This is a genomic window from Bacillus sp. FSL K6-0255 (assembly GCF_045040725.1).
GTDB lineage: Bacteria > Bacillota > Bacilli > Bacillales > Bacillaceae > Bacillus > Bacillus subtilis.
The window spans coordinates 795,456-817,328 of record NZ_CP150278.1; the positions used below are offsets into that span (position 1 = coordinate 795,456).

The 21,873-nt window shown below is 45.6% G+C and carries 23 protein-coding genes and 1 pseudogene; 14 read left to right on the plus strand and 10 right to left on the minus strand.

Annotation, left to right across the window (positions count from 1 at the left end; all coding sequences use genetic code 11):
* The 5 genes from MHB62_RS04025 to nosA all read left to right on the plus strand — a co-directional run bounded on the left by MHB62_RS04025 (position 1) and on the right by nosA (position 4,517).
* On the plus strand, positions 1 to 960 hold the full coding sequence (locus tag MHB62_RS04025) for a tripartite tricarboxylate transporter substrate binding protein (protein WP_003233718.1): 960 nt from the start codon (positions 1 to 3) through the stop codon (positions 958 to 960).
* Positions 961 to 986: 26 nt separating this feature from the next.
* A complete protein-coding gene (locus tag MHB62_RS04030; RefSeq protein WP_003233716.1) occupies positions 987 to 1,112 on the plus strand; it encodes a hypothetical protein in 126 nt (41 codons plus the stop codon).
* A 43-nt stretch (positions 1,113 to 1,155) separates the two neighbouring features.
* A complete protein-coding gene (gene citM, locus MHB62_RS04035) occupies positions 1,156 to 2,457 on the plus strand; it encodes a citrate transporter CitM (protein ID WP_019712683.1) in 1,302 nt (433 codons plus the stop codon).
* Positions 2,458 to 2,512: 55 nt separating this feature from the next.
* On the plus strand, positions 2,513 to 3,307 hold the full coding sequence (locus tag MHB62_RS04040; protein ID WP_009966790.1) for an MBL fold metallo-hydrolase: 795 nt from the start codon (positions 2,513 to 2,515) through the stop codon (positions 3,305 to 3,307).
* 118 nt (positions 3,308 to 3,425) lie between these two features.
* A complete protein-coding gene (gene nosA, locus MHB62_RS04045) occupies positions 3,426 to 4,517 on the plus strand; it encodes a nitric oxide synthase (RefSeq protein ID WP_003233711.1) in 1,092 nt (363 codons plus the stop codon).
* On the opposite strand, the gene MHB62_RS04050 is transcribed toward nosA, so the two are convergent.
* Positions 4,508 to 4,783: an acylphosphatase gene (locus MHB62_RS04050; RefSeq protein WP_003233709.1), complete on the minus strand. Its 276-nt coding sequence runs from the start codon at positions 4,781 to 4,783 to the stop codon at positions 4,508 to 4,510. The genes nosA and MHB62_RS04050 overlap by 10 nt on opposite strands.
* A 66-nt stretch (positions 4,784 to 4,849) precedes the next feature.
* Between MHB62_RS04050 and MHB62_RS04055 the strand changes: the two genes are divergently transcribed.
* On the plus strand, positions 4,850 to 5,515 hold the full coding sequence (locus tag MHB62_RS04055) for an MOSC domain-containing protein (protein WP_003233706.1): 666 nt from the start codon (positions 4,850 to 4,852) through the stop codon (positions 5,513 to 5,515).
* Positions 5,516 to 5,555: 40 nt separating this feature from the next.
* Here MHB62_RS04055 and MHB62_RS04060 read toward each other — a convergent pair whose 3' ends face one another.
* From MHB62_RS04060 to map, 4 genes are all read right to left on the minus strand, one after another.
* Positions 5,556 to 5,693, minus strand: coding sequence for a YflJ family protein (locus tag MHB62_RS04060; RefSeq protein ID WP_003233704.1), 138 nt, complete (start codon positions 5,691 to 5,693; stop codon positions 5,556 to 5,558).
* Between the two features lie 156 nt (positions 5,694 to 5,849).
* Entirely contained in the window at positions 5,850 to 6,005 is a 156-nt protein-coding gene (locus MHB62_RS04065) for a hypothetical protein (RefSeq protein ID WP_032722995.1), read from the minus strand.
* Between the two features lie 106 nt (positions 6,006 to 6,111).
* Positions 6,112 to 6,426 (minus strand): DUF3243 domain-containing protein, encoded by a 315-nt coding sequence (locus MHB62_RS04070; protein ID WP_003242951.1) that lies wholly within the window; start codon positions 6,424 to 6,426, stop codon positions 6,112 to 6,114.
* Between the two features lie 81 nt (positions 6,427 to 6,507).
* Entirely contained in the window at positions 6,508 to 7,257 is a 750-nt protein-coding gene (gene map, locus MHB62_RS04075; protein WP_003233698.1) for a type I methionyl aminopeptidase, read from the minus strand.
* Positions 7,258 to 7,427: 170 nt separating this feature from the next.
* On the opposite strand from map, the gene nagE reads away from it, so the two are divergent.
* Positions 7,428 to 8,786 carry an N-acetylglucosamine-specific PTS transporter subunit IIBC gene (gene nagE / locus MHB62_RS04080; protein WP_003243372.1) on the plus strand — a complete coding sequence of 453 codons (1,359 nt, stop codon included), beginning with the start codon at positions 7,428 to 7,430 and terminating at the stop codon, positions 8,784 to 8,786.
* A gap of 33 nt (positions 8,787 to 8,819) precedes the next feature.
* On the opposite strand, the gene ltaS is transcribed toward nagE, so the two are convergent.
* The gene (gene ltaS, locus MHB62_RS04085) at positions 8,820 to 10,769 is read right to left on the minus strand and encodes a lipoteichoic acid synthase (protein WP_032722996.1); all 1,950 of its coding nucleotides are present in this window, start codon (positions 10,767 to 10,769) and stop codon (positions 8,820 to 8,822) included.
* A 100-nt stretch (positions 10,770 to 10,869) separates the two neighbouring features.
* Here ltaS and MHB62_RS04090 point away from each other — a divergent pair, with 100 nt between their 5' ends.
* The 3 genes from MHB62_RS04090 to MHB62_RS04100 all read left to right on the plus strand — a co-directional run bounded on the left by MHB62_RS04090 (position 10,870) and on the right by MHB62_RS04100 (position 12,958).
* The gene (locus tag MHB62_RS04090; protein WP_010886442.1) at positions 10,870 to 11,007 is read left to right on the plus strand and encodes a hypothetical protein; all 138 of its coding nucleotides are present in this window, start codon (positions 10,870 to 10,872) and stop codon (positions 11,005 to 11,007) included.
* A gap of 18 nt (positions 11,008 to 11,025) precedes the next feature.
* Positions 11,026 to 11,418 (plus strand): DUF1992 domain-containing protein, encoded by a 393-nt coding sequence (locus MHB62_RS04095; protein ID WP_003233692.1) that lies wholly within the window; start codon positions 11,026 to 11,028, stop codon positions 11,416 to 11,418.
* A 124-nt stretch (positions 11,419 to 11,542) separates the two neighbouring features.
* Entirely contained in the window at positions 11,543 to 12,958 is a 1,416-nt protein-coding gene (locus MHB62_RS04100; RefSeq protein WP_029726873.1) for a sodium:alanine symporter family protein, read from the plus strand.
* On the opposite strand, the gene MHB62_RS04105 is transcribed toward MHB62_RS04100, so the two are convergent.
* The 4 genes and pseudogenes from MHB62_RS04105 to MHB62_RS04120 form a co-directional block, all read right to left on the minus strand.
* A complete protein-coding gene (locus tag MHB62_RS04105; RefSeq protein ID WP_029726872.1) occupies positions 12,955 to 14,031 on the minus strand; it encodes an endospore germination permease in 1,077 nt (358 codons plus the stop codon). The two genes, MHB62_RS04100 and MHB62_RS04105, sit on opposite strands and share 4 nt — an antisense overlap.
* A 23-nt stretch (positions 14,032 to 14,054) precedes the next feature.
* Positions 14,055 to 14,255, minus strand: coding sequence for a hypothetical protein (locus tag MHB62_RS04110; protein ID WP_003233686.1), 201 nt, complete (start codon positions 14,253 to 14,255; stop codon positions 14,055 to 14,057).
* Positions 14,256 to 14,270: 15 nt separating this feature from the next.
* Positions 14,271 to 15,425 carry a Ger(x)C family spore germination protein gene (locus MHB62_RS04115; protein WP_003243672.1) on the minus strand — a complete coding sequence of 385 codons (1,155 nt, stop codon included), beginning with the start codon at positions 15,423 to 15,425 and terminating at the stop codon, positions 14,271 to 14,273.
* Positions 15,406 to 16,947: pseudogene (locus MHB62_RS04120) on the minus strand (spore germination protein). The gene MHB62_RS04115 and the pseudogene MHB62_RS04120 overlap by 20 nt, the downstream one beginning before the upstream one ends.
* A 192-nt stretch (positions 16,948 to 17,139) precedes the next feature.
* Between MHB62_RS04120 and treP the strand changes: the two are divergent.
* The 4 genes from treP to MHB62_RS04140 all read left to right on the plus strand — a co-directional run bounded on the left by treP (position 17,140) and on the right by MHB62_RS04140 (position 21,850).
* Entirely contained in the window at positions 17,140 to 18,552 is a 1,413-nt protein-coding gene (gene treP / locus MHB62_RS04125; RefSeq protein ID WP_032722999.1) for a PTS system trehalose-specific EIIBC component, read from the plus strand.
* A gap of 70 nt (positions 18,553 to 18,622) precedes the next feature.
* Positions 18,623 to 20,308 (plus strand): alpha,alpha-phosphotrehalase, encoded by a 1,686-nt coding sequence (gene treC / locus MHB62_RS04130; protein ID WP_032723000.1) that lies wholly within the window; start codon positions 18,623 to 18,625, stop codon positions 20,306 to 20,308.
* Between the two features lie 20 nt (positions 20,309 to 20,328).
* Positions 20,329 to 21,045: a trehalose operon repressor gene (gene treR / locus MHB62_RS04135; RefSeq protein ID WP_032723001.1), complete on the plus strand. Its 717-nt coding sequence runs from the start codon at positions 20,329 to 20,331 to the stop codon at positions 21,043 to 21,045.
* 139 nt (positions 21,046 to 21,184) lie between these two features.
* A complete protein-coding gene (locus MHB62_RS04140; RefSeq protein WP_014476144.1) occupies positions 21,185 to 21,850 on the plus strand; it encodes an NAD(P)H-dependent oxidoreductase in 666 nt (221 codons plus the stop codon).
* The last annotated feature ends 23 nt before the right edge of the window (positions 21,851 to 21,873 follow it).

Sequence of the window (21,873 nt, forward strand, 5' to 3'; positions counted from 1 at the left end):
ATGAAAAAATCTATAATATTATTGATTTTTCTATTGATCTTTATGCAGGGTGATATCAGGCAGGCGGCTGCGCCGCGCCTGCCGGACGGGCCGATAGAAATTGTCGTCCCTGCCGAACCTTCTGGCGGTTGGGATGTCACAGCGCAGGCGATCCAATCAGTTTTGAGACAGAAGCAGATCGTGAAGGATGATGTTCATATCGTCTATAAATCCGGCGGCGGGGGAGAGAAAGGCTGGAAATATGTCAACAAAAGCAGCAAACAAACCATCAGCATGACGTCCAGCTTAATATTGAGCAATGATCTTCTCGGGCAAAGCAAATTAAAAATGGCCGATTTTACGCCGCTCGCCATTCTCTCCAAGGAATGGCAGACGGTTGCATTGCCAAAAGGATCAGCGTTAACAAATGGCAAAGATGTGCTGAATGAGATCAACATGCATCCCGGCAAGGTGAGAATCGGCTTTGCCCCGGGGTTTGGCAATGATGATCAGCTCTCGTTCGTCAGAGCGGCAGATATGTACGGCATTGACCCGTTTGACATTCAATTCTCACAGTATGACAGCAGCGAACAGCTCATTCAGGCACTGATCAGACATGAGATAGAAGCGGCTTCCATGACACTTTCTGAAGCGAAACCATATGAACGAAACGGCGATATCACGTTAGCCGCTGTAACATCTGATAAAAGACTTCCCGGTTTTCCAAATGTACCGACGTGGAAGGAGCAGGGAATCCCGTTTGTTTTTTCTCATTGGAGAGGGATTTTGGGCCCGAAAAATATGTCTGAGGAAGAGATTTCTTACTGGGATCAAGCGCTAAAGAAGGTCACCTCTTCACCTGAATGGAAGCGGAAAATAAACGAACAGGACTGGGAAAGCTTTTATTTAAACAGCAGGGAAACGAAACGGTTTTTAGAAGAGCAATCTGCTTTTTATCAAAGCATCATGACAGGAAATTAAGATCCCGGCATCCCGGGATTTTTTTCATGCCGAAAATTGATCAAAAAGAACAAAACGGTTTTAAAAAATTAAAAATACAAAAAAACCAAATTATTTACTTGCGGTTGGTTTTCCCATACGATGGCAAAAAGGCAAGACAAAAAGGGGAGTAAGGGAGAAAAAAATGTAAGCGGATTCATTTAAGGGGGAATGGATGTGTTAGCAATCTTAGGCTTTCTCATGATGCTTGTGTTTATGGCATTGATCATGACAAAACGGCTTTCTGTTTTAACAGCATTAGTTTTGACGCCGATTGTGTTTGCGCTTATCGCCGGATTTGGATTTACTGAAGTTGGGGACATGATGATTTCGGGGATTCAGCAAGTCGCGCCGACTGCGGTCATGATTATGTTTGCGATCTTATATTTTGGAATTATGATTGATACAGGCCTGTTTGATCCAATGGTTGGCAAAATTTTAAGCATGGTCAAAGGAGACCCTTTAAAAATTGTTGTCGGGACAGCGGTTCTTACAATGCTCGTCGCCTTGGACGGAGATGGCTCGACAACGTACATGATTACGACAAGCGCCATGCTTCCGCTCTATTTGCTGCTAGGCATCCGGCCAATTATCTTGGCAGGAATCGCGGGAGTCGGCATGGGAATCATGAACACGATTCCATGGGGCGGTGCGACGCCGAGGGCGGCGAGTGCGCTGGGGGTTGATCCAGCTGAGCTTACAGGTCCGATGATTCCTGTTATTGCAAGCGGGATGCTTTGTATGGTGGCGGTTGCGTATGTGCTTGGAAAAGCGGAACGAAGGCGCCTTGGTGTGATTGAACTGAAACAGCCAGCCAATGCCAATGAACCGGCGGCTGCGGTTGAAGATGAGTGGAAGCGGCCGAAGCTTTGGTGGTTCAATTTATTGTTAACGCTTTCTTTAATAGGATGTTTAGTATCGGGTAAAGTCAGTTTAACCGTACTGTTTGTCATTGCGTTTTGTATTGCGCTGATTGTGAATTATCCCAATCTCGAGCATCAGAGACAGCGCATCGCGGCGCATTCCAGCAACGTGCTGGCTATCGGTTCAATGATTTTTGCTGCGGGGGTGTTCACGGGGATTTTGACAGGCACGAAAATGGTTGATGAAATGGCGATCTCGCTCGTGTCAATGATACCGGAACAAATGGGCGGATTGATCCCGGCGATTGTTGCCTTAACAAGCGGCATTTTCACATTTTTGATGCCGAATGACGCGTATTTCTACGGGGTGCTGCCGATTTTATCAGAAACAGCTGTCGCATACGGTGTGGATAAAGTGGAAATTGCCAGAGCCTCTATTATCGGCCAGCCGATTCATATGCTGAGTCCGCTTGTGCCATCCACTCATTTGCTTGTCGGACTCGTCGGAGTTTCTATTGATGACCATCAAAAATTCGCATTGAAATGGGCGGTTCTCGCAGTGATCGTCATGACGGCTATCGCTCTATTGATCGGTGCGATCTCTATTTCCGTATGATAATTCAGGCGTAATGACACACACTAACGGCATACAACATTCCGGAGGTGTCATTATGAGTGATCCTTATATGCCGCTGACTTCAGTCAGAAGCGGAGCGGGGTTCGAAGCGGCAAAAGGGGTGCACGGCCTGACTGTGCAAATTGCGAATGTCTATTTTATTCAGCTGCCTTCTGAACCTCACTCATTTGTTTTAATTGATGCCGGCATGCCCCAATCAGCCGGCGTGATTGTCAATGAAGCCAAACAAAGATTCGGTGAAGGGTTTCAGCTGAAGGCGATTATCCTCACACACGGGCACTTTGACCATATTGGGGCAATCGAAGAGATCCTTGAGCATTGGGATGTGCCTGTTTATATCCATTCTCGGGAAATGCCTTATGTAACAGGTAAAGAGGATTATCCTCCGGCTCGTCCTGACAGCAAGAGCGGGCTGGTCGCTAAGCTGTCGCCGCTGTTTCCGCGGCACTCTATCGATATTTCCTCACATGTCCAGGCACTGCCGGAAGACGGTTCAGTTCCTTTTCTTGACGAGTGGATGTGGATCGCGACACCAGGACACACGCCGGGCCATATTTCGTTATTCCGCGATGACGGCCGCGTGCTTGTGGCAGGTGATGCTGTTATTACAGTGGAACAGGAGAAAATGGCTGACGTCTTGATACAAAAACAGGAGCTTCACGGGCCGCCGGCTTATTTCACGCCTGACACAGAGACGGCCGCTGAGTCCATTCTAAAGCTGGCCGGTCTTGAACCGGAAGCGTTATTGACCGGGCACGGCATACCGATGACCGGCAAAAACTTTCGAAGTGACTTAACTGAATTGGCAAATCGGTTATCGTCTATTTGACACCCGCACCACGCGGGTGTTTTTTATTGTTTTCCAGGAAGTTGCAGAAAAATCATTTGTCTTGCCGCTTAAAAACGATACAATGAAAAGCATGAAGTGATGTGAAGGGGAGAGTTTGTTGGAAGAAAAAGAAATACTCTGGAACGAAGCGAAAGCGTTTATTGCCGCATGCTATCAGGAATTGGGAAAGGAGGAGGAAGTGAAAGACCGTCTCGAGGACATTAAAAGCGAAATTGACCTGACCGGAAGCTATGTACATACGAAGGAAGAGCTGGAGCACGGAGCGAAAATGGCTTGGAGAAACAGCAACCGCTGCATCGGCAGATTGTTCTGGAATTCGCTGAATGTTATCGACAGACGAGACGTCCGGACGAAGGAGGAAGTGCGTGACGCCCTCTTTCACCATATTGAAACCGCCACCAATAACGGGAAAATCAGACCGACCATTACGATTTTCCCTCCGGAAGAGAAGGGTGAAAAGCAAGTCGAGATCTGGAATCATCAGCTGATCCGGTACGCTGGATATGAGTCAGACGGAGAAAGAATCGGCGACCCGGCTTCCTGTTCCCTGACAGCAGCCTGCGAAGAGCTCGGCTGGCGGGGAGAGCGAACGGATTTTGACCTGCTGCCGCTCATTTTTCGCATGAAAGGGGACGAACAGCCTGTCTGGTATGAGCTGCCGCGTTCACTTGTGATCGAGGTTCCAATCACACATCCCGACATCGAGGCGTTTTCTGATTTGGAGCTGAAGTGGTACGGCGTGCCTATTATTTCTGATATGAAGCTTGAGGTCGGGGGCATTCATTATAATGCCGCGCCATTTAACGGCTGGTATATGGGCACGGAGATCGGAGCGAGAAACCTCGCAGATGAAAAGCGGTACGACAAGCTGAAAAAAGTAGCGTCCGTGATCGGCATCGCCGCTGATTACAATACGGATTTATGGAAGGATCAAGCGCTAGTGGAATTGAATAAAGCAGTGCTGCACTCGTATAAAAAGCAGGGTGTCAGCATCGTTGACCATCATACAGCGGCAAGCCAGTTTAAACGGTTTGAAGAACAGGAGGAAGAAGCGGGCAGAAAGCTGACGGGGGACTGGACGTGGCTGATTCCGCCAATTTCACCCGCTGCCACTCATATCTTCCACCGATCCTATGATAACTCAATCGTTAAGCCGAATTACTTTTATCAAGATAAGCCTTATGAGTAAACAATAGAAAATCGATGATGGCCTTCAAGGCTGCGGGATTCAGTCACAGAGATGTCGGTAACCTTTGAGAAAGGGCTTCCGTTCTTTACAGCCTCAACAAACGATTGCAGGGCGTTTTCCGGACCCTCTGCCAAAATCTCGACACGCCCGTCATCACGGTTTTTGACCCAGCCGGCCAGTTTTCGCTTATCAGCTTCCATTTGAACAAAATAGCGAAAGCCCACACCTTGAACCCGGCCGTTTACAATGATTCGGTATTGAAGCATGTAAAAACCACCTTTTCTTTTTATGATAATCAATCATTTTACAACCTGTAAAGGGGATGTGTTTGTATGAAACCAGAGCGCTATTCAGTTCTTTCTCTTAATCTGGGAAAACCGCAGACGCTTGAATATGACGGAAAGAAAATCGAAACCGGCATCATGAAGCGGCCGGCTGAATCAGCCGTCATGCTGTATCGGGAGAATTTTGAAGGAGACGGACAGGCGGACCTCGTCAACCACGGCGGACCTGATAAGGCTGTCTGTGTCTACCCGGCGGAGCATTATCCGTTTTGGGAAGAGTTCCTCTCAAGACCGCTGTCAAATGCCGCATTTGGAGAAAATCTGACGGTCGCGGGCCTGACTGAGGAGAATGTTTGCATCGGGGATGTGTTCAGACTTGATGAAGCTGTTGTTCAGGTCAGCCAGCCGCGCCAGCCGTGTGTAAAGCTGGCGAAAAAGTTTGGTGTAAAAGAAATGGTGCTGAAGGTCCAGCAAACCGGCTATACAGGGTTTTATTTTCGCGTGCTGGAGGAGGGCAGGGTGTCTCCCGGCGCGAACCTTGAATTGCTGTCCAGAGGAGAGAAAGGCATATCCGTCCAGTTCGCGAACCGCATCAACTACCATGATGCAAAAAATCTCACCGCCATTGAACGGATTTTAAGTGAGGCTGCACTATCGGAAAGCTGGAGAGCGTCCTTTATGAAAAAAAAGGACAGGCTGCTGCCGGTTGAATAGAAAAAAGCCGCGCATATCAACGTGCGCGGCTTTGCCATATTTAAGATTGTTTTTTCTTTGATTCAAGCAGGTTGGCAAGAAAATAGGTTTTATAGCTTTGAAGCTTTCTTCCTTCATGGTGCGTGATCCCCTGCTTTTTTAGTTCTGCCACATACCAGCCTTTACTGCCGTAATGCATGTCAGAAAACTCCTTTCCCTATCTGATTTCGAAACGATTGGCATTGTAACATCTATAAAAAGATGCTGAAAAGAGATGCGGGGAAAACTGAGCCTTTCGAACTAGATGTACGAATGTTCTTCTGTATGTATATGCGGAGCAAAAGCCGAATATGATTTAATGGCCGGTTAGTTTGATCATGACAACGCCAAATGTCATAATGGCGAAAACAATGCCGATATATGTGAGCATCCCGTTTTTTTTCTTAACGCCGTAAACGGTTATAATGATGCCTTCAATGAAAAAAATGATGCCGAAAATAATAAACCACATGCAGATAAAGGCTCCTTTCACAGACATAATAGTAGTGTAGCATATCTGAAAGAGCCGGGCTGTGACAATATCAAGAAAGCCGGGCGCATATCGCCCGGCTCATGTTTTATTGTTTATCAACCAATTTGACCAGAAGCTGTGCCAAATGTTCTTTCTCATCTTCGTCTGCAACGCTCCAAAGCTCTTGCAGCAGCATTTCTTCACCGTTTTGCGGCTCTTCATGCTTTGCGAGGTAGTCTCCCAGGATCGCAGCGCTTTTCACAAGCTTGCCGTCATCCAATCCCAGCTTTTTGCCTCGGTTGACTTGTTTTTTCAGGTAGCCTTTAAATTCCTCAAAGTCTTTTAAAATGTCTTCTTTTATTGTGCCATGCATCGCGTTCATTTCGTTTTCAATTTGGATTTTTTCTTGATCTCTGTTCATTGCAAGACCTCCTCGTGCAGAATAATGATGTTTTACCTGCTACTGGAGGAGGTTAAACCTGCCGGAAGCCCGGAATGTGTTTTACAGTTTCGTCAGGATAATCGGTTCATCTTTTGTGATGACGATCGTGTGTTCAACTTGGGCAACCATGCTTTTATCCGGCGTCTTGAACGTCCAGCCGTCTCCAGCTTCAACAATCGTTTCTGCTTTCGTTGAAATAAACGGTTCAAGCGCGATGACTGTGCCATTTTTGAACAGTGCGTTATCAAACGGATCATAATAGTTCATGATGTGATTCGGCGCTTCATGCAGGCTTCGGCCGATTCCGTGGCCGGTCAGGGTTTTGATGACGGTAAAGCCTTGAGAGCGTGCTTCATGATAAACGGCTCTTCCGATCTGGTTTTGGCGCTTGCCCGCTTTTGCCTGCTGAAGCCCCTTTTGAAAAGCGTTTTCCGCGCATTGGCAAAGCTTATGAAGGCGTTCTTCTCCTTCACCGAGCACAAATGAGATGCCTGTGTCGGAATAGAAGCCGCCAAATTCAGCGGAGATGTCGATGTTGACAAGGTCCCCTGCTTTTAAAATTTTGGATGTGCTTGGTATGCCGTGAGCCACTTCATCATTTACGCTGATGCATGTCACGCCTGGAAAATCGTATTCCTTCTCAGGAGCTGAAACGGCGCCATGCTCATCAAGCACAGCTTTTCCGATAAGGTCAAGGTCTTTTGTGCTCATGCCGGGCTCTGCCTTCCGCTTCATTTCTTCACGCGCAAGCGCGACGATTCTTCCGATTTTTTTCAGGCCTTCTAATTCTTGATCGTTTGTTACAATCATCTGTCATTCCCGCTTTCTTTTTAAATAATCTAGATTAAGCTTACCACAACTGTCTTAAAAATAGGAAACACACGGACCTGGGAAAAAAGAAATACCCCGGGAAAATTGGTATAGATCACTAGATATCTTATATGGTATATTTGAAAAAAAAGGGTATGAGGGGGATGGGTATGCTTTCATTTTTACAAAAACTCGGGAAGTCATTTATGCTCCCGATTGCGGTTCTGCCTGCGGTTGGAATTATCCTTGCGCTTGGCAGAGAGGATGTATTTAATATCCCGTTTGTTTATCAGGCGGGGACGGCGGTTTTTGATCATCTGCCGCTTATTTTTGCGATCGGTATTGCCATCGGCATTTCAAAAGACAGCAATGGGGCAGCGGGTTTATCAGGGGCGATATCGTATCTGATGCTTGACGCGGCAACAAAGACAATTGATAAAACAAATAACATGGCGGTGTTTGGGGGAATTATTGCCGGTTTAATTGCCGGTTACACCTATAACCGCTTCAAGGATACCAAGCTGCCTGAATATCTCGGGTTCTTCAGTGGCAGACGGCTTGTGCCGATTTTAACAGCCATTATTACGATCATTTTAGCGGGCATATTCGGAGTGGTCTGGCCGCCGATTCAATCGTGTATCAACTCGTTTGGAGAGTGGATGCTCGGGCTCGGTGGCATCGGGGCAGGCATATTCGGCCTATTCAACAGGCTGTTAATTCCGCTTGGCCTTCACCATGTGCTGAACAATATTTTCTGGTTCCAATTCGGAGAATATAACGGAGTGACAGGGGATTTGGCGCGCTTTTTCGCGAAAGATCCGACTGCGGGCACATATATGACCGGATTTTTCCCAATCATGATGTTCGGTCTTCCGGCGGCGTGTCTGGCTATGGTTGTGACTGCGAAGCCGTCTAAACGGAAAGCGACGGCTGGAATGATGATTGGATTTGCTTTAACGGCGTTTATCACAGGGATTACGGAGCCGATTGAGTTTGCATTTATGTTTTTATCTCCGCTTTTATACGCTGTTCACGCGGTCTTAACCGGGTTATCTTTATTTATCGTCAACTGGCTCGGCATCCGCTCAGGCTTCTCTTTTTCAGCCGGAGCTATCGATTATGTGCTCAGCTATGGAATCGCAGAAAAACCGCTGCTTCTGCTTTTGGTAGGTATATGCTATGCGGCAGTATACTTTATCGTGTTTTATGTACTGATTAAGGCTTTGAATTTAAAAACGCCTGGACGGGAAGACGATGATGTAGATGAAGTGCTGGATGAAAATACTGTTCAGGATGTAAATGAAAACATCATGCTGAAAGGGCTCGGCGGAAAAGAAAACCTTCAAACCATTGATCATTGCGCCACAAGGCTGCGACTGACTGTGAAGGATACCGCTTTGGTGGATGAAGCGCTGCTAAAGAAAGCAGGCGCAAAAGGGGTTGTCAAATCGGGCGGGCAATCGGTTCAAGTCATTATTGGCCCGAATGTGGAATTTGCGGCGGAAGAATTGAGAGCTGCTGTCAAATAAAAAAAGCGGAGAGGGCAACCTCTCCGCTTTTTCTTATTTATCTTCGTTATCCTTTGACGTTTCGGAAGAATCTTCGTCATGTTTTGTGTAATCATAATCAGAAGGATTCACCTTCTTAAAACCTTTCGGCTCGTAGAACCGCAGCAGGTCTCCGTTTATGATTTTATCGGACATTTCAAGTTCCTTCTTGACGAGCGAGTCTTCTGACTTGTCGACTTCGGATTCATCGAGTTCTTTTCCGGTTTTCGTGTCGTAATACTTACCGGATATTTTCGTGTACTTCGGTGAAATAAAGTCTCCGTTTCGGAACGGAATCACTTCACGGTGTTCTTTCGATAAAATATCAGAACCGGACATCAGATAGTCCTTCGTATCCACTCCGAGCAGATGCAGAATGGTAGGAGCCACATCAACGTCTCCGGCATATTTATGAACTTTCTCGCCCTTCACGCCGGCAGCGTGGATAAAGAGCGGCACCCGTTGAAGCTGGGCGTTGTCGTAATCAGTGATTTCATCTTTGCCAAGCACTTTCGCCATCGCTTTATTGTGGTTTTCAGAGATGCCGTAGTGGTCTCCGTACATCACAATAATCGATTTATCATATAACCCGTCTTTTTTCAGGTCATTGAAGAATTGTTCAATGGACTGATCAAGGTAATGGGCTGACTGGAAGTAGTTATCGACGACAGAGTCACCAAAGTTTCCAGCCGGGAAGTCTGTATCCCCCTCATCCATTCCGAATGGGAAGTGGTTAGACAGGGTAATGAACTTCGTATAGAACGGCTGCGGCAGGCTTTCCAGCAGCGGCATTGATTCTTTGAAGAACGGTTTGTCTTTCATGCCGTAGTTTTTCGTGTTTTCTTCGTTCATGTCATAGTAAGCAGAATCAAAGAATTTATCAATGCCTTCCGCCTTGTACATTTCGTTACGGTTCCAGAACGTCTGCGTGTTCCCGTGGAAAGTAGCAGATGTGTAATTCTTAGACTTCAGAATCGCCGGAACGGATTGCAGCGTGTTTTGCGCTTTGTTTACGAAAACTGAACCTTGAGCCAGCGGGTACAGAGAGTTTTCCATCATAAATTCAGCATCAGATGTTTTACCTTGTCCCGTTTGGTGGAAAAAGTTATCAAAGTAGAACGTTTCGTTATCATGTGCCAGTTTATTTAAGAACGGTGTCACTTCTTTGCCGTCAATTTTATAGTCGATGATAAATGACTGCAAAGATTCAAGTGAAACGTAAATGACGTTTTTTCCTTCCGCTTTGCCGAAATACACGTTATTCGGCACATCGTAATTGGCTTTCATGTAGTTTTCTACTTCCGTTACGTCGCTGGAATCGGCAAGCGCGCGCTGGCTGTTGGACTTGATATTCTGTACAGCGTCATAAATCGTGAAATTGTATGTTCCCAAGTATTTCACAAGATAGTTCCGGTCGAATGATCTTGTCAGCAATTCAGGACGGTCTGATTCCGCAACTGCCAGGTTGATCAAGAACACAAGAATTGAAGACGCAAAAATAATTCGGAACGATTTTTTGCTTGACGTTTCGGCAGGCTTGTTTACTTTGATCGCCAAGATGATCAGGATGATCGTATCGATAAAGTAAAAGGCGTCAGTCGGTCTCATCAGCGAAAATGCGCTGTCACCGAGTTGGCCGCCGTTTGTTTTAGCCTGCATAATGACCGGAATTGTAATAAAATCATTGAAAAATCTGTAGTACACAATGTTGGCGTACAGTAAAAAAGACATTAAAAAATGAATCACTATAATGGCTGTCTGCTGTAATTTTTTCTTGAACAAGAGTCCAAAGCCAAGAAAGAACAAGCTTGAGCTAAGAGGATTCACAAAAAGCAATATTTTTTGTATCGTGTTGTCTATTCCTAAGTTGAAGTTCAGGACATAACCGACATACGTTTTGATCCATAACAGGACGACCGCAATTAAGAAGAAGGCCAGTCCTCTTTCTTTTATAAATGTTTTCATTGTTACACTCCTTTTTTCCGATCCAGTTCGAGCGAAACGATAGAAAAAACGAACGTATCCAATATAACACGAATCAGCAGATTAGAAAAGTGAAAATCGTATGAGGGAGAAAGTGGCGAAAAACGCCGTCGAATCAACGTTTCGCTTTGATATTACCAAATGTAAAACAAGGTATCTTTCTAGAAATAAAGGAATAAAATGGTACATTGAGAATTGTATGATAAAATATAAGGTATAGATAAAAAGAGGTGAAATGATGGATTTTTCCCATATTGTGTCTGAAGATAAAATTAAGCGCGCCATCAAAGACGGGGACTTTCAAAACCTCCCGGGAATGGGGAAGCCGCTGCCGAAGGATGACGCGGCACACTTGCCGGAATCGCTGCGCATGGGCTATCGTATTTTGAAAAACGCGGGAATGGCAGAGGACGAGGGCGCGCTCAAAAAAGAGCTTATGACCATCGACCATTTAATCGAAAAGTGCTATGACGAAAAAGAACGCGAGCAATTAATCAGAAAAAAATCTGAAAAGCAATTGCTGCTTGATAAGCTTGTCGACAAAAAAGGCATGTTTTCAAAGCCAGCATCCGCTTTTTATAAGAATAAAGTATATGACCGGCTTGGACGAAACAGACCTTCTTCCAGCTGATTTGTCTTGTCTGCAGGATGGCGATTGATAAAAGCCATCCTTTTTATGTTCCAAGTTCTATGTCAAAAGGTTTATGTTTTTCCATCTATGGGAAATGATTCATAAACGAAAAAAGGGTGATGGGATGGAACGACTATTAGTATGGATAGAGCATATATCTGATTGGCTGTGGGGTCCGCCGCTAATCATCCTGCTGACGGGGACGGGCTTGTATTTCACTATTTTGCTGAAAGGTTTTCAATTTCGCTATCCTTTATACATTTTCAAACAGACAATCGGCAGTGTAGGAAAAAAGCCGAAGGGAGAAGGCACAGTCACACCGCTTCAGGCATTGACCTCAGCCCTCAGTTCAACGATCGGTGCAGCGAACATTGTCGGTGTGCCCGCCGCTATTATGTTTGGGGGACCAGGAGCGGTTTTTTGGATGTGGCTTATTGCCTTATTTGCCATGGCGATTAAGTTTTCTGAAAGTGTTCTTGCTGTTCATTACAGAGAAAAAAATGAGCAGGGTGAATACGTCGGGGGACCGATGTATTACATAACAAAAGGGCTGCGCATGAAATGGCTCGGCGTATTCTTCTCTGTTGCGCTGATTGTGGAGCTGATTCCCAGCATTATGGTTCAGGGAAATTCGGTTTCAGTCTCGCTTGCCGAGACGTTTTCTTTCAATAAAATATACGCAGGAATCGGAATTGCATTTTTGATTGGGTTAGTGGTGATAGGAGGGGTAAAGCGGATCGGAAAAGTAACAGAGTTTGTCGTGCCTCTTATGGCAGGGGCATACGCAGGTGCCGGTCTCCTGATTGTTCTCATGAATCTATCATCAGTGCCGGCGTTTTTCTCTCTCGTCTTTTCAAATGCGTTTACCTCTTCTTCAGCAGTTGGAGGGTTCGCAGGTGCTGCGTTGGCGGAAACCGTTCGCTGGGGATTTGCCCGCGGGCTGTATTCTAATGAAGCCGGAATGGGAACAGCCTCGATTGCACATGCGGCAGCAATGACTGATCATCCTGTGCGGCAAGGGTTTTGGTCTGTGATCGGCATTGTCATTGACACCTTGATCATCTGCACGACCACCGCTTTTGTCGTTCTTGCATCTGGTGTCTGGACAGGGAAGAACGCCTCAATTGACCCGGCAGCACTGACGACGGCTGCATTTCAGCATTATTTCGGTTCTGGCGGAGGGTACTTCGTTTCGGTTTCCCTAGTCTTCTTTGTCGTATCAACCATTATGGTTGTCATTTTTTACGGCGTAAAGCAAGCTGAATTTCTGTTCGGGCGGCTGGCAGGACACGTGATCAAATTCGTTTATTTAGCGGCTATTATCATAGGTGCCGCAGGCGGAGCAAAAGCCATTTGGGGCTTTTTGGACTTAGCATTGGCTTTTATTCTCGTTCCAAATGTGATTGCGCTGTTGTTATTGAGCAGAAAGGTAAAAGCGCTGTACACCGAATTCTTTACATCTGAACAGTACTACCTGAAAGATATAAGAAAAACAAAACAGAATCCTGTTTATCAAACAAAAGAAGCTAAAAATTCCTAGTGCTTTGCTTTGGCGCTGAACAACGCTTTGCTTTTTATGATCAAATAAATGAGTAAAGGCAGCAAAAGAGAAATCACTACATTAATGATTGGTTTGATTCTGTTAAAGTCGATTAGCTGATTTGTATTTAAAAAGAACCAAAAGCCGCATACGACTGAGAACATGCCGGTTGGTGTATACATGGCTTTCGGGTCGATTTTTGAGTGTAAAAACGAAAGGCCGTATACCACGATATATAGGGAACCTGCTATCTTCACCATAATGACCGGAATCCAAAAAGCCGCGATGATCAGGTCTGAGCGATCCAGAAAATCCGTAATGCGGATCTGCCTGATGACCATATAAGCAGGATCAAAGAAAGTAGATGTCAGGTTGGGACCAAAGACAGAAATTGAAGAAAATAACATCACGGCCAGCAATAAAGCGCCCAGCAGTATCGCGAAAATGGTGTATTTTAGCGGGACGCTCCGGTTTGAGAAGAGAAGCGGAAGGATAATCAATTCCCCCATTGTCCCAAACGCGTAATAGCCTGATTGAAGGTATGGGATTAGACCTTCAAAAACAGGTGTCAAGTTTTGAAGCTCAATTTGTGTGGCCAGCGTAAATGGAAGGAATAAGACCAGGATGCCGAATGGAAATAGGAATATCTGCGCCATTCTGGTCAATGTTTCTTTTCCCTCTCTGGCAATACAGATCGCCACAAAGATAATAACACCGCCAAGAACAGCCATTGGTGTTCTCGGGAGAAATAAAATGTTAATCAAATTGATGAAAAAACGTATATCATGAGCATTGATTAACAGGAAATACAAAGAAAACAGTAAAATGATAATCCGGCCTGCGATTGGTGAGGAATCGCTCAGCAGCTCATAGATATTTTTATCCTGATGCTTTTTCATCAGCCTATGCATGAGCCAGAGTGCCGGAATCACGATGACAACGCCGAGGATGTAGCTGTGCCAGGCATTTTGTTTTGCTGATTCGATCATGAGAATCGGAGCATGCTTTAATCCGACTGCTAACGTATACAGAGCTCCGAAAAATAATCCTTGGTATGCAGAGGTCTTGTCCATAAAGCACATCCTTTCTGTCATGTTCAAAACGGAATATATTTAAACAGGTGCCCCAGCCGCGGAAGCAGGGGATTCACTCTCATATAAATCCATAGAAAAGCACTTCCTGCAATTAGCAGGCTGAAGGCCCATTTTGTTAGATTGTTAGCGGAACGAAAATTCTTCCATTCATATGCGTATATGGCAATGCACACAATCAATGTCTGTACGATATAGCTGATCATGCTGACGCACCTCCATTAATGGCTGATCGTTTTGTATAGGACACCGCCCTGCTCAATCGTCACAATTGGGACGACGTGAACCTCCATATCCTTATATACCTCTTCCCATTCCTTTTTCAGCAGATTCTTCGTGGTTGCCGTGCTTCTGATGGTCCTGTCTTGAAAGCCGGCCGGGTCCGCCTTTAGCTTTTGCAAACGATGAACGGTGCTGATCACGTCCTTCTTTATGGTTCTGTTTAGTGCTTTTTGAATGATGTAATACTGGTCATTTTCTCTCGTCTCATAGGTTGATTGGTTTTCCATAATAATTCCTTTGGCTCTGATCTCGATTGTCATTGACAGCTTTCCGTTTTTTTCAGCGGCATGAAAGGATGCATTGGACTTTTGAAGCTGAATGGATGCTTGCCCCATTTGATTCGGCAGGTCTACTATGAATTCTGGCTGGCGGGCTTGATTCAGCAACATCAGGGCTGCTGTCATGTGTTCATCTTTGAAAATATCCATCAATCTGTCCTTTTTAAAGATCGCAAGCCCGTCAATTTTCAAATTAGATTTGCCTTTCCCTCCAGGTTTTGTTTTAGATGCAGAGATGACCGGTGCATACGGATCACTGCCTATTTCTACTAGATCAGACATGAATCTGCTTAAGAAAACGGGGCGGCTCGTTGCGATAATGGCCAGCTCCCGAATCATTTCCGCCGGAAACTGTTCAAGCTGAACATCGGTATTTAAAATGTCCCGCGCTTCTCCCCGGCTGACTAAAATGAGCGCCGTTAATCTGTTCTGCGGATTTCGCGTTAAAATATCAAAGACTGGGGCAACGCCGTCTCTCGCCATATCCTCTCCAATAATGACTGTACGTCTGTGGGACGTATTGATTGTCCGTGACAAGGAGGTTTGCAGCTTGTTGTTCGCTTCTCTGATCGTAGTGCCGGAAGCTGAATCAACATACCATGTTTTTGAACCGGCAGTTCCGCCGCCGCCCCCTGTTTGTCCGCCTAATTGGCCGACCAAGGGAATCTGCATGGCCACTCGATACTGATCTTTTTTCTTATCAATGGCTGAGCTGACAACAAATGCAATGTCATTGATTTCTGTCCGGTCCCAGCACCCCGTTAGAAGGATACAAATGAGAAGCGGCAAAACACACTTATATATTGTTTTCTTCATCTTTTGGGTCCTCTCTTTTCGCTCCCTTCTGTCCGTTGCCGCGCGAATACGTGCCCGGCCTTCTGGTCATCGTCCACCAAGGCGCCCTGACAAAAATATCTTTTACTTCATCTCGTTTAAACGGAGAAATCCCGGATAAATAAGGAATGCCGAAAGATTGCAGCTTGCATAAATGAAGCACTAAGATAATCGTGCCGAGCATAATGCCGAATATCCCAAAAATACTCGCCAAAAACATAAGCGGGAAACGAAGCATCCTGATGGAGATAGCTAAGTTAAACCGCGGAATTGTAAAAGACGCGATCCCTGTTAACGATACGATGATCACCATGGGGGCAGACACAATTCCCGCTTCAACAGCTGCTGTCCCAATGACTAGGGCCCCGAGAATACTGACGGTCTGGCCGATGGTTTTCGGCAGGCGCACTCCCGCCTCACGGAGAGCCTCAAAAGAAATTTCCATAATCAATGCTTCTATGATGGCGGGGAAAGGAATCGGTTCACGCGCAGAGGCCACACTGAACATTAAGTTTGTCGGCATTAAGTCCTGATGGTATGTAATAACGGCAACATAAATAGCCGGCAAATATAAAGCAACGAATAAAAACATATAGCGAAGCCAGCGGATTAAGTTAGACATCAAATAACGCTCATAGTAATCTTCACTGGCCTGCATAAGCTGCCAAAACGTAATCGGGCCTGTTAAGACAAAGGGCGTATTATCTGTGAAAATGGCAAATCGGCCTTCGAGAAGCTGGGCGGCGACGGTGTCCGGCCTTTCTGTGTATTGCAGCTGGGGGAATGGCGAGTACGTGTCGTCTTCGATAAATTCTTCAATATATCCGCTTTCTAAGACAGCATCAATCTTTATCTTTTTGATTCTTTTTTTTGCTTTGTCAATGACCTTTGGATCGGCAAGCCCGTCAATATAGGCCAAGACAACATCGGTTTTGGTTTTCGTGCCGATTTTAAACGAGATCATTTTAAGCTGAAACGTTTTGACGCGAAAGCGCACAAGAGCGGTATTGACCCTGAGGCTTTCAGTGAAGCCCTCTCTTGACCCTCTGATGGTCGATTCTGTTATCGGCTCTTCAATGCTTCTTCTTTGTCCGCCTTTTATATTTAAGATCAGCCCTTTTGAGTGCCCGTCGGCAAATAAAACCGCGTTCCCCTCAATGATGGATGCAGCCACTTTGCTCATACTCGTTTCTATTGCAACACTTGAAATTGATAGAGTATTTTGCAGCGCCTCTTCATGTTCATTTATTTGTTCCGTCAAATGCATTAAGAAAGGGCGGAGGGCGTGATCCTGAATATGTTCAGATTTTACAATTCATTCGATATAAACAATAAATCCGCACAGCCCGTTTCCAAAGTCAAATTGTCTAAATACGATGTCTGAGCAGCCTTCTGTTAATAAGGTCAGATTATCGAGGTTTTCCTTCAAATCGGGAGAGATCGGTCTGTCCTGATTGTCTTCAAGCTCTTTGATGAGCTGAAGCGCTTTGTCGCGTTTATTCATAGAGGCTCACCCTGCTTTTTAATGTCATATTCAATAAGTGCTTGTGACTTTTAGGGTAACCTTGTCTGTTTCATATAATTCAGACTAGGATGAAAGCGCTATAAAAAAGTGTTGACTACCTGTATATACAGGAATACAATATGATTATAAGTTGTATATACAAGTTATAAAAACGGATACGGAGGGGTTGGCATGGGGGAACTGAACAAATCGGCACGTCAGATTGTCGAAGCAGTCGGCGGTGCAGAAAATATTGCAGCGGCAACTCATTGTGTTACACGTTTGCGTTTTGCTTTAATAGATAAAAGCAAGGTTGACCAAGAGATGCTTGATCAAATTGATGTGGTAAAGGGATCATTCTCGACAAACGGACAGTTTCAGGTCGTAATCGGCCAGGGAACTGTCAATAAAGTATATGCTGAACTGGTTAAGGAAACGGGGATTGGCGAGTCAACAAAGGATGAAGTGAAGAAGGCCTCAGAAAAAAATATGAATCCTTTGCAGCGTGCTGTGAAAACGCTTGCAGATATTTTTATTCCAATATTGCCTGCGATTGTCACGGCGGGTCTTTTAATGGGGATCAATAACATTTTAACGGCGGAAGGCATTTTCTTCAGCACAAAATCGATTGTGCAGGTTTATCCGCAGTGGGCGGATCTTGCTAATATGATTAACCTGATTGCAGGCACGGCCTTTACGTTTTTGCCTGCGTTAATCGGATGGTCTGCCGTCAAGCGGTTCGGCGGCAATCCGCTTCTCGGCATTGTGCTCGGAGTTATGCTCGTGCATCCTGATTTGCTGAATGCGTGGGGATATGGCGCGGCAGAACAAAGCGGAGAGATCCCGGTATGGAATCTATTCGGCCTAGAGGTGCAGAAAGTCGGCTATCAGGGCCAGGTGCTCCCAATTTTGCTTGCTTCTTATATGCTGGCGAAGATTGAGGTATTTTTAACAAAACGCACACCTGAGGGCATACAGCTGCTCGTTGTCGCACCAATTACGCTTCTCTTAACAGGATTTGCCTCTTTTATCATTATCGGCCCGATTACATTTGCGATCGGTAATGTACTGACTTCAGGGCTTATCTCGGTGTTTGGTTCTTTTGCCGCACTGGGCGGTCTGTTATATGGCGGTTTCTACTCAGCGCTCGTGATTACCGGTATGCATCACACGTTTCTTGCAGTCGACCTGCAGCTCATCGGTTCAAAGCTCGGCGGCACCTTTTTATGGCCGATGCTGGCGCTTTCTAATATCGCACAAGGTTCGGCGGCTCTGGCCATGATGTTTATCGTGAAGGATGAGAAACAAAAAGGCCTCTCCCTCACATCAGGGATTTCTGCTTATCTTGGCATTACAGAGCCTGCCATCTTTGGGGTGAATCTGCGATACAGATTCCCGTTTATCATTGCAATGGTCAGCTCTGGCCTGGCCGGAATGTATATTTCTTCTCAAGGTGTGCTGGCAAGCTCCGTCGGTGTCGGCGGCGTGCCGGGGATTTTCTCAATCATGAGCCAGTACTGGGGCGCGTTTGCAATCGGGATGGCTATTGTATTGATCGTGCCGTTTGCCGGAACATACGCGTATGCGAGATTCAAACATAAATAACAAGTGGGGAGCGGGACGTGTTGAACGTTCCCTTTTCCCGTTTTCAATTTAAATATGGTGGTGGAGACAGATGAAAACAGAACAAACGCCATGGTGGAAAAAAGCTGTGGTTTATCAAATTTATCCGAAAAGCTTTAATGATACGACGGGAAATGGTGTTGGCGATCTGAACGGCATTATTGAAAAGCTGGATTACTTAAAAACGCTACAGGTGGATGTGCTTTGGCTGACGCCGATTTATGATTCTCCCCAGCATGATAATGGGTACGATATTCGTGATTATTACTCGATTTATCCTAAATACGGAACGATGGAGGATTTTGAGCGGCTAGTGTCCGAAGCACATAAAAGAGACCTGAAAGTCGTCATGGATCTTGTTGTCAATCATACGTCAACAGAGCACAAATGGTTTCGCGAGGCGATCTCTTCAATAGACAGTCCGTACCGTGATTTTTATATATGGAAAAACCCGCAGGAAAACGGTTCTGTTCCGACGAACTGGGAATCGAAATTCGGCGGCTCGGCATGGGAGCTTGACGAAGCGTCGGGCCAATACTATTTGCATCTGTTTGATGTGACGCAGGCTGATTTGAATTGGGAAAATGAAGAGGTCAGAAAGCATGTCTATGACATGATGCATTTTTGGTTTGAAAAGGGAATAGATGGCTTCAGGCTTGATGTCATCAACCTGATTTCTAAAGATCAGCGCTTTCCGAATGCGGAGGAAGGCGACGGCCGCTCTTTTTACACTGACGGGCCGCGGGTGCACGAATTTCTGCATGAAATGAACGAAAAGGTGTTTTCACATTATGACAGCATGACGGTCGGTGAGATGTCTTCAACAACCGTAGACCACTGCATCCGGTATACGAATCCTGACAATAAAGAACTTGATATGACATTCAGCTTCCATCATCTCAAGGTTGACTATCCTAACGGCGAAAAATGGGCCTTGGCGCCGTTTGATTTTTTGAAGCTGAAGGAGATCCTATCTGACTGGCAAACGGGGATGCACGCAGGAGGAGGATGGAACGCTCTGTTCTGGTGCAATCATGATCAGCCGCGCGTTGTATCAAGATATGGAGACGATGGCGCATATAGGGTGAAATCGGCGAAAATGCTTGCTACGGCCATTCATATGATGCAGGGCACGCCTTATATTTATCAGGGCGAGGAGCTGGGGATGACGAATCCGAAGTTCACTGACATAAGCTCCTATCGGGATGTCGAATCGCTGAACATGTATCACGCCTTTAAGGAAAAAGGAATGGCTGATCAAGATATTACAGCCATTTTACAGGCGAAATCCCGTGACAATTCCAGAACCCCCGTTCAGTGGGATGCTACGGAAAATGGTGGTTTTACAACGGGCACACCATGGATACCGGTTGCAGGAAATTACCGGGAAATCAATGCTGAAGCGGCGCTGAGGGATCAGAATTCGGTGTTTTACCATTATCAAAAATTGATTCAGATTCGCAAAATGTATGACATTGTGACAGAGGGTACGTATGAGATAATTGCAAAGGATGACCCGAACATTTTTGCGTATCTCAGACACGGCAGCAATGAAAAGCTGCTCGTGATCAATAATTTTTACGGGACAGAGGCGGCCTTTACACTGCCGGACTCTTTAGCGCCTGACGAATGGAAGGCAGAGGTGCTGTTGACGAACGATGAAGCAAGGGAAGGGCTTCAGAACATGACGCTTCGCCCGTATGAGTCCATTGTTTATCGTTTAACGAAACCGTGTTAAACTAAGCTGGGTGGTCCATAATGAAGGTGAATAAATTCATCACAATTTATAAAGACATCGCACAGCAAATTGAAGGCGGCCGATGGAAAGCGGAGGAGATTCTTCCGTCTGAACATGAGTTGACCGCACAGTACGGTACATCAAGAGAAACGGTCCGAAAGGCGCTTCATATGCTCGCGCAAAACGGTTATATCCAGAAAATCAGGGGAAAAGGCTCCGTCGTGCTCAATCGTGAAAAAATGCAGTTTCCCGTTTCGGGCCTTGTCAGCTTCAAGGAGCTCGCGCAAACGCTTGGCAAAGAAACGAAAACAACTGTACACAAATTCGGGCTGGAGCCTCCGTCAGAGCTGATCCAAAAACAGCTCCGGGCCAATCTGGATGACGACATGTGGGAAGTCATCAGGTCTAGAAAGATTGACGGGGAACATGTGATTTTGGACAAGGATTATTTTTTCAGAAAGCATGTCCCTCACCTGACGAAAGAAATTTGTGAAAACTCCATATATGAATATATAGAAGGAGAGCTCGGTCTTTCGATCAGTTACGCCCAAAAAGAAATTGTCGCCGAGCCGTGTACGGACGAGGACAGAGAGCTGCTCGATTTACGCGGCTATGACCATATGGTCGTGGTGAGAAACTACGTCTTTTTGGAGGATACCAGTTTGTTTCAATATACGGAAAGCAGACACCGTCTCGACAAATTCCGGTTTGTTGATTTTGCGCGGCGGGGGAAATGAGAGAGGCGCCTGCCTGCGGCAGCGCGCTTTTTTGTTTGGTATCAAAATTGATACTATCCAACAAAAATGTGCGTACTTTTACTTTTTATCATAATGGCTACAATAGAGATGAGAGTAACCTAAAGGAGAGGTGTTTTACATGGCAGATCTAAAGAAACAAATTCTGGATGCATACAATTTCAGGCATGCGACTAAGGAATTTGACCCGAATAAAAAAGTGTCAGACAGCGATTTTGAATTTATTTTAGAAACAGGAAGACTGTCTCCGAGCTCACTCGGCCTTGAGCCTTGGAAATTTGTCGTCGTCCAAAATCCGGAGTTCCGCGAGAAGCTTCGTGAATACACATGGGGCGCGCAAAAGCAGCTGCCGACCGCAAGCCATTTCGTCCTGATTCTTGCGCGTACAGCGAAGGATATCAAATATAATGCGGACTACATCAAACGTCATTTAAAAGAAGTAAAACAAATGCCGCAAGACGTGTACGAAGGCTATTTAAGCAAAACAGAAGAATTCCAGAAAAACGATTTGCATTTGCTTGAAAGTGACAGAACATTGTTTGACTGGGCATCAAAACAAACCTATATCGCGCTTGGCAACATGATGACTGCCGCTGCGCAAATCGGTGTTGATTCCTGCCCGATAGAAGGCTTCCAGTACGATCACATTCACCGTATTCTTGAAGAAGAAGGCCTTCTGGAAAACGGAAGCTTCGATATTTCTGTGATGGTGGCATTTGGCTACAGAGTGAGAGACCCTCGTCCGAAAACAAGATCTGCTGTTGAAGATGTTGTGAAGTGGGTTTAAATAAAGAAAGCTGCTCGCTTAGC

Excerpts from the sequence above, each read along its gene's own strand:
- treC (WP_032723000.1), top strand. The coding sequence starts at position 18,623 with ATGAAAACAGAACAAACGCCATGGTGGAAAAAAGCTGTGGTTTATCAA.
- MHB62_RS04070 (WP_003242951.1), bottom strand. The coding sequence starts at position 6,426 with ATGAACAGAGATCAAGAAAAAATCCAAATTGAAAACGAAATGAACGCG.
- nagE (WP_003243372.1), top strand. The coding sequence starts at position 7,428 with ATGCTTTCATTTTTACAAAAACTCGGGAAGTCATTTATGCTCCCGATT.
- MHB62_RS04095 (WP_003233692.1), top strand. The coding sequence starts at position 11,026 with ATGGATTTTTCCCATATTGTGTCTGAAGATAAAATTAAGCGCGCCATC.
- MHB62_RS04055 (WP_003233706.1), top strand. The coding sequence starts at position 4,850 with ATGAAACCAGAGCGCTATTCAGTTCTTTCTCTTAATCTGGGAAAACCG.
- MHB62_RS04025 (WP_003233718.1), top strand. The coding sequence starts at position 1 with ATGAAAAAATCTATAATATTATTGATTTTTCTATTGATCTTTATGCAG.
- MHB62_RS04050 (WP_003233709.1), bottom strand. The coding sequence starts at position 4,783 with ATGCTTCAATACCGAATCATTGTAAACGGCCGGGTTCAAGGTGTGGGC.
- MHB62_RS04040 (WP_009966790.1), top strand. The coding sequence starts at position 2,513 with ATGAGTGATCCTTATATGCCGCTGACTTCAGTCAGAAGCGGAGCGGGG.
- MHB62_RS04140 (WP_014476144.1), top strand. The coding sequence starts at position 21,185 with ATGGCAGATCTAAAGAAACAAATTCTGGATGCATACAATTTCAGGCAT.
- MHB62_RS04060 (WP_003233704.1), bottom strand. The coding sequence starts at position 5,693 with ATGCATTACGGCAGTAAAGGCTGGTATGTGGCAGAACTAAAAAAGCAG.
- MHB62_RS04065 (WP_032722995.1), bottom strand. The coding sequence starts at position 6,005 with ATGTGGTTTATTATTTTCGGCATCATTTTTTTCATTGAAGGCATCATT.
- MHB62_RS04090 (WP_010886442.1), top strand. The coding sequence starts at position 10,870 with ATGAGGGAGAAAGTGGCGAAAAACGCCGTCGAATCAACGTTTCGCTTT.
- MHB62_RS04115 (WP_003243672.1), bottom strand. The coding sequence starts at position 15,425 with ATGAAGAAAACAATATATAAGTGTGTTTTGCCGCTTCTCATTTGTATC.
- ltaS (WP_032722996.1), bottom strand. The coding sequence starts at position 10,769 with ATGAAAACATTTATAAAAGAAAGAGGACTGGCCTTCTTCTTAATTGCG.
- MHB62_RS04105 (WP_029726872.1), bottom strand. The coding sequence starts at position 14,031 with ATGGACAAGACCTCTGCATACCAAGGATTATTTTTCGGAGCTCTGTAT.
- MHB62_RS04110 (WP_003233686.1), bottom strand. The coding sequence starts at position 14,255 with ATGATCAGCTATATCGTACAGACATTGATTGTGTGCATTGCCATATAC.
- MHB62_RS04100 (WP_029726873.1), top strand. The coding sequence starts at position 11,543 with ATGGAACGACTATTAGTATGGATAGAGCATATATCTGATTGGCTGTGG.
- treP (WP_032722999.1), top strand. The coding sequence starts at position 17,140 with ATGGGGGAACTGAACAAATCGGCACGTCAGATTGTCGAAGCAGTCGGC.
- MHB62_RS04030 (WP_003233716.1), top strand. The coding sequence starts at position 987 with ATGCCGAAAATTGATCAAAAAGAACAAAACGGTTTTAAAAAATTAAAA.
- map (WP_003233698.1), bottom strand. The coding sequence starts at position 7,257 with ATGATTGTAACAAACGATCAAGAATTAGAAGGCCTGAAAAAAATCGGA.
- treR (WP_032723001.1), top strand. The coding sequence starts at position 20,329 with ATGAAGGTGAATAAATTCATCACAATTTATAAAGACATCGCACAGCAA.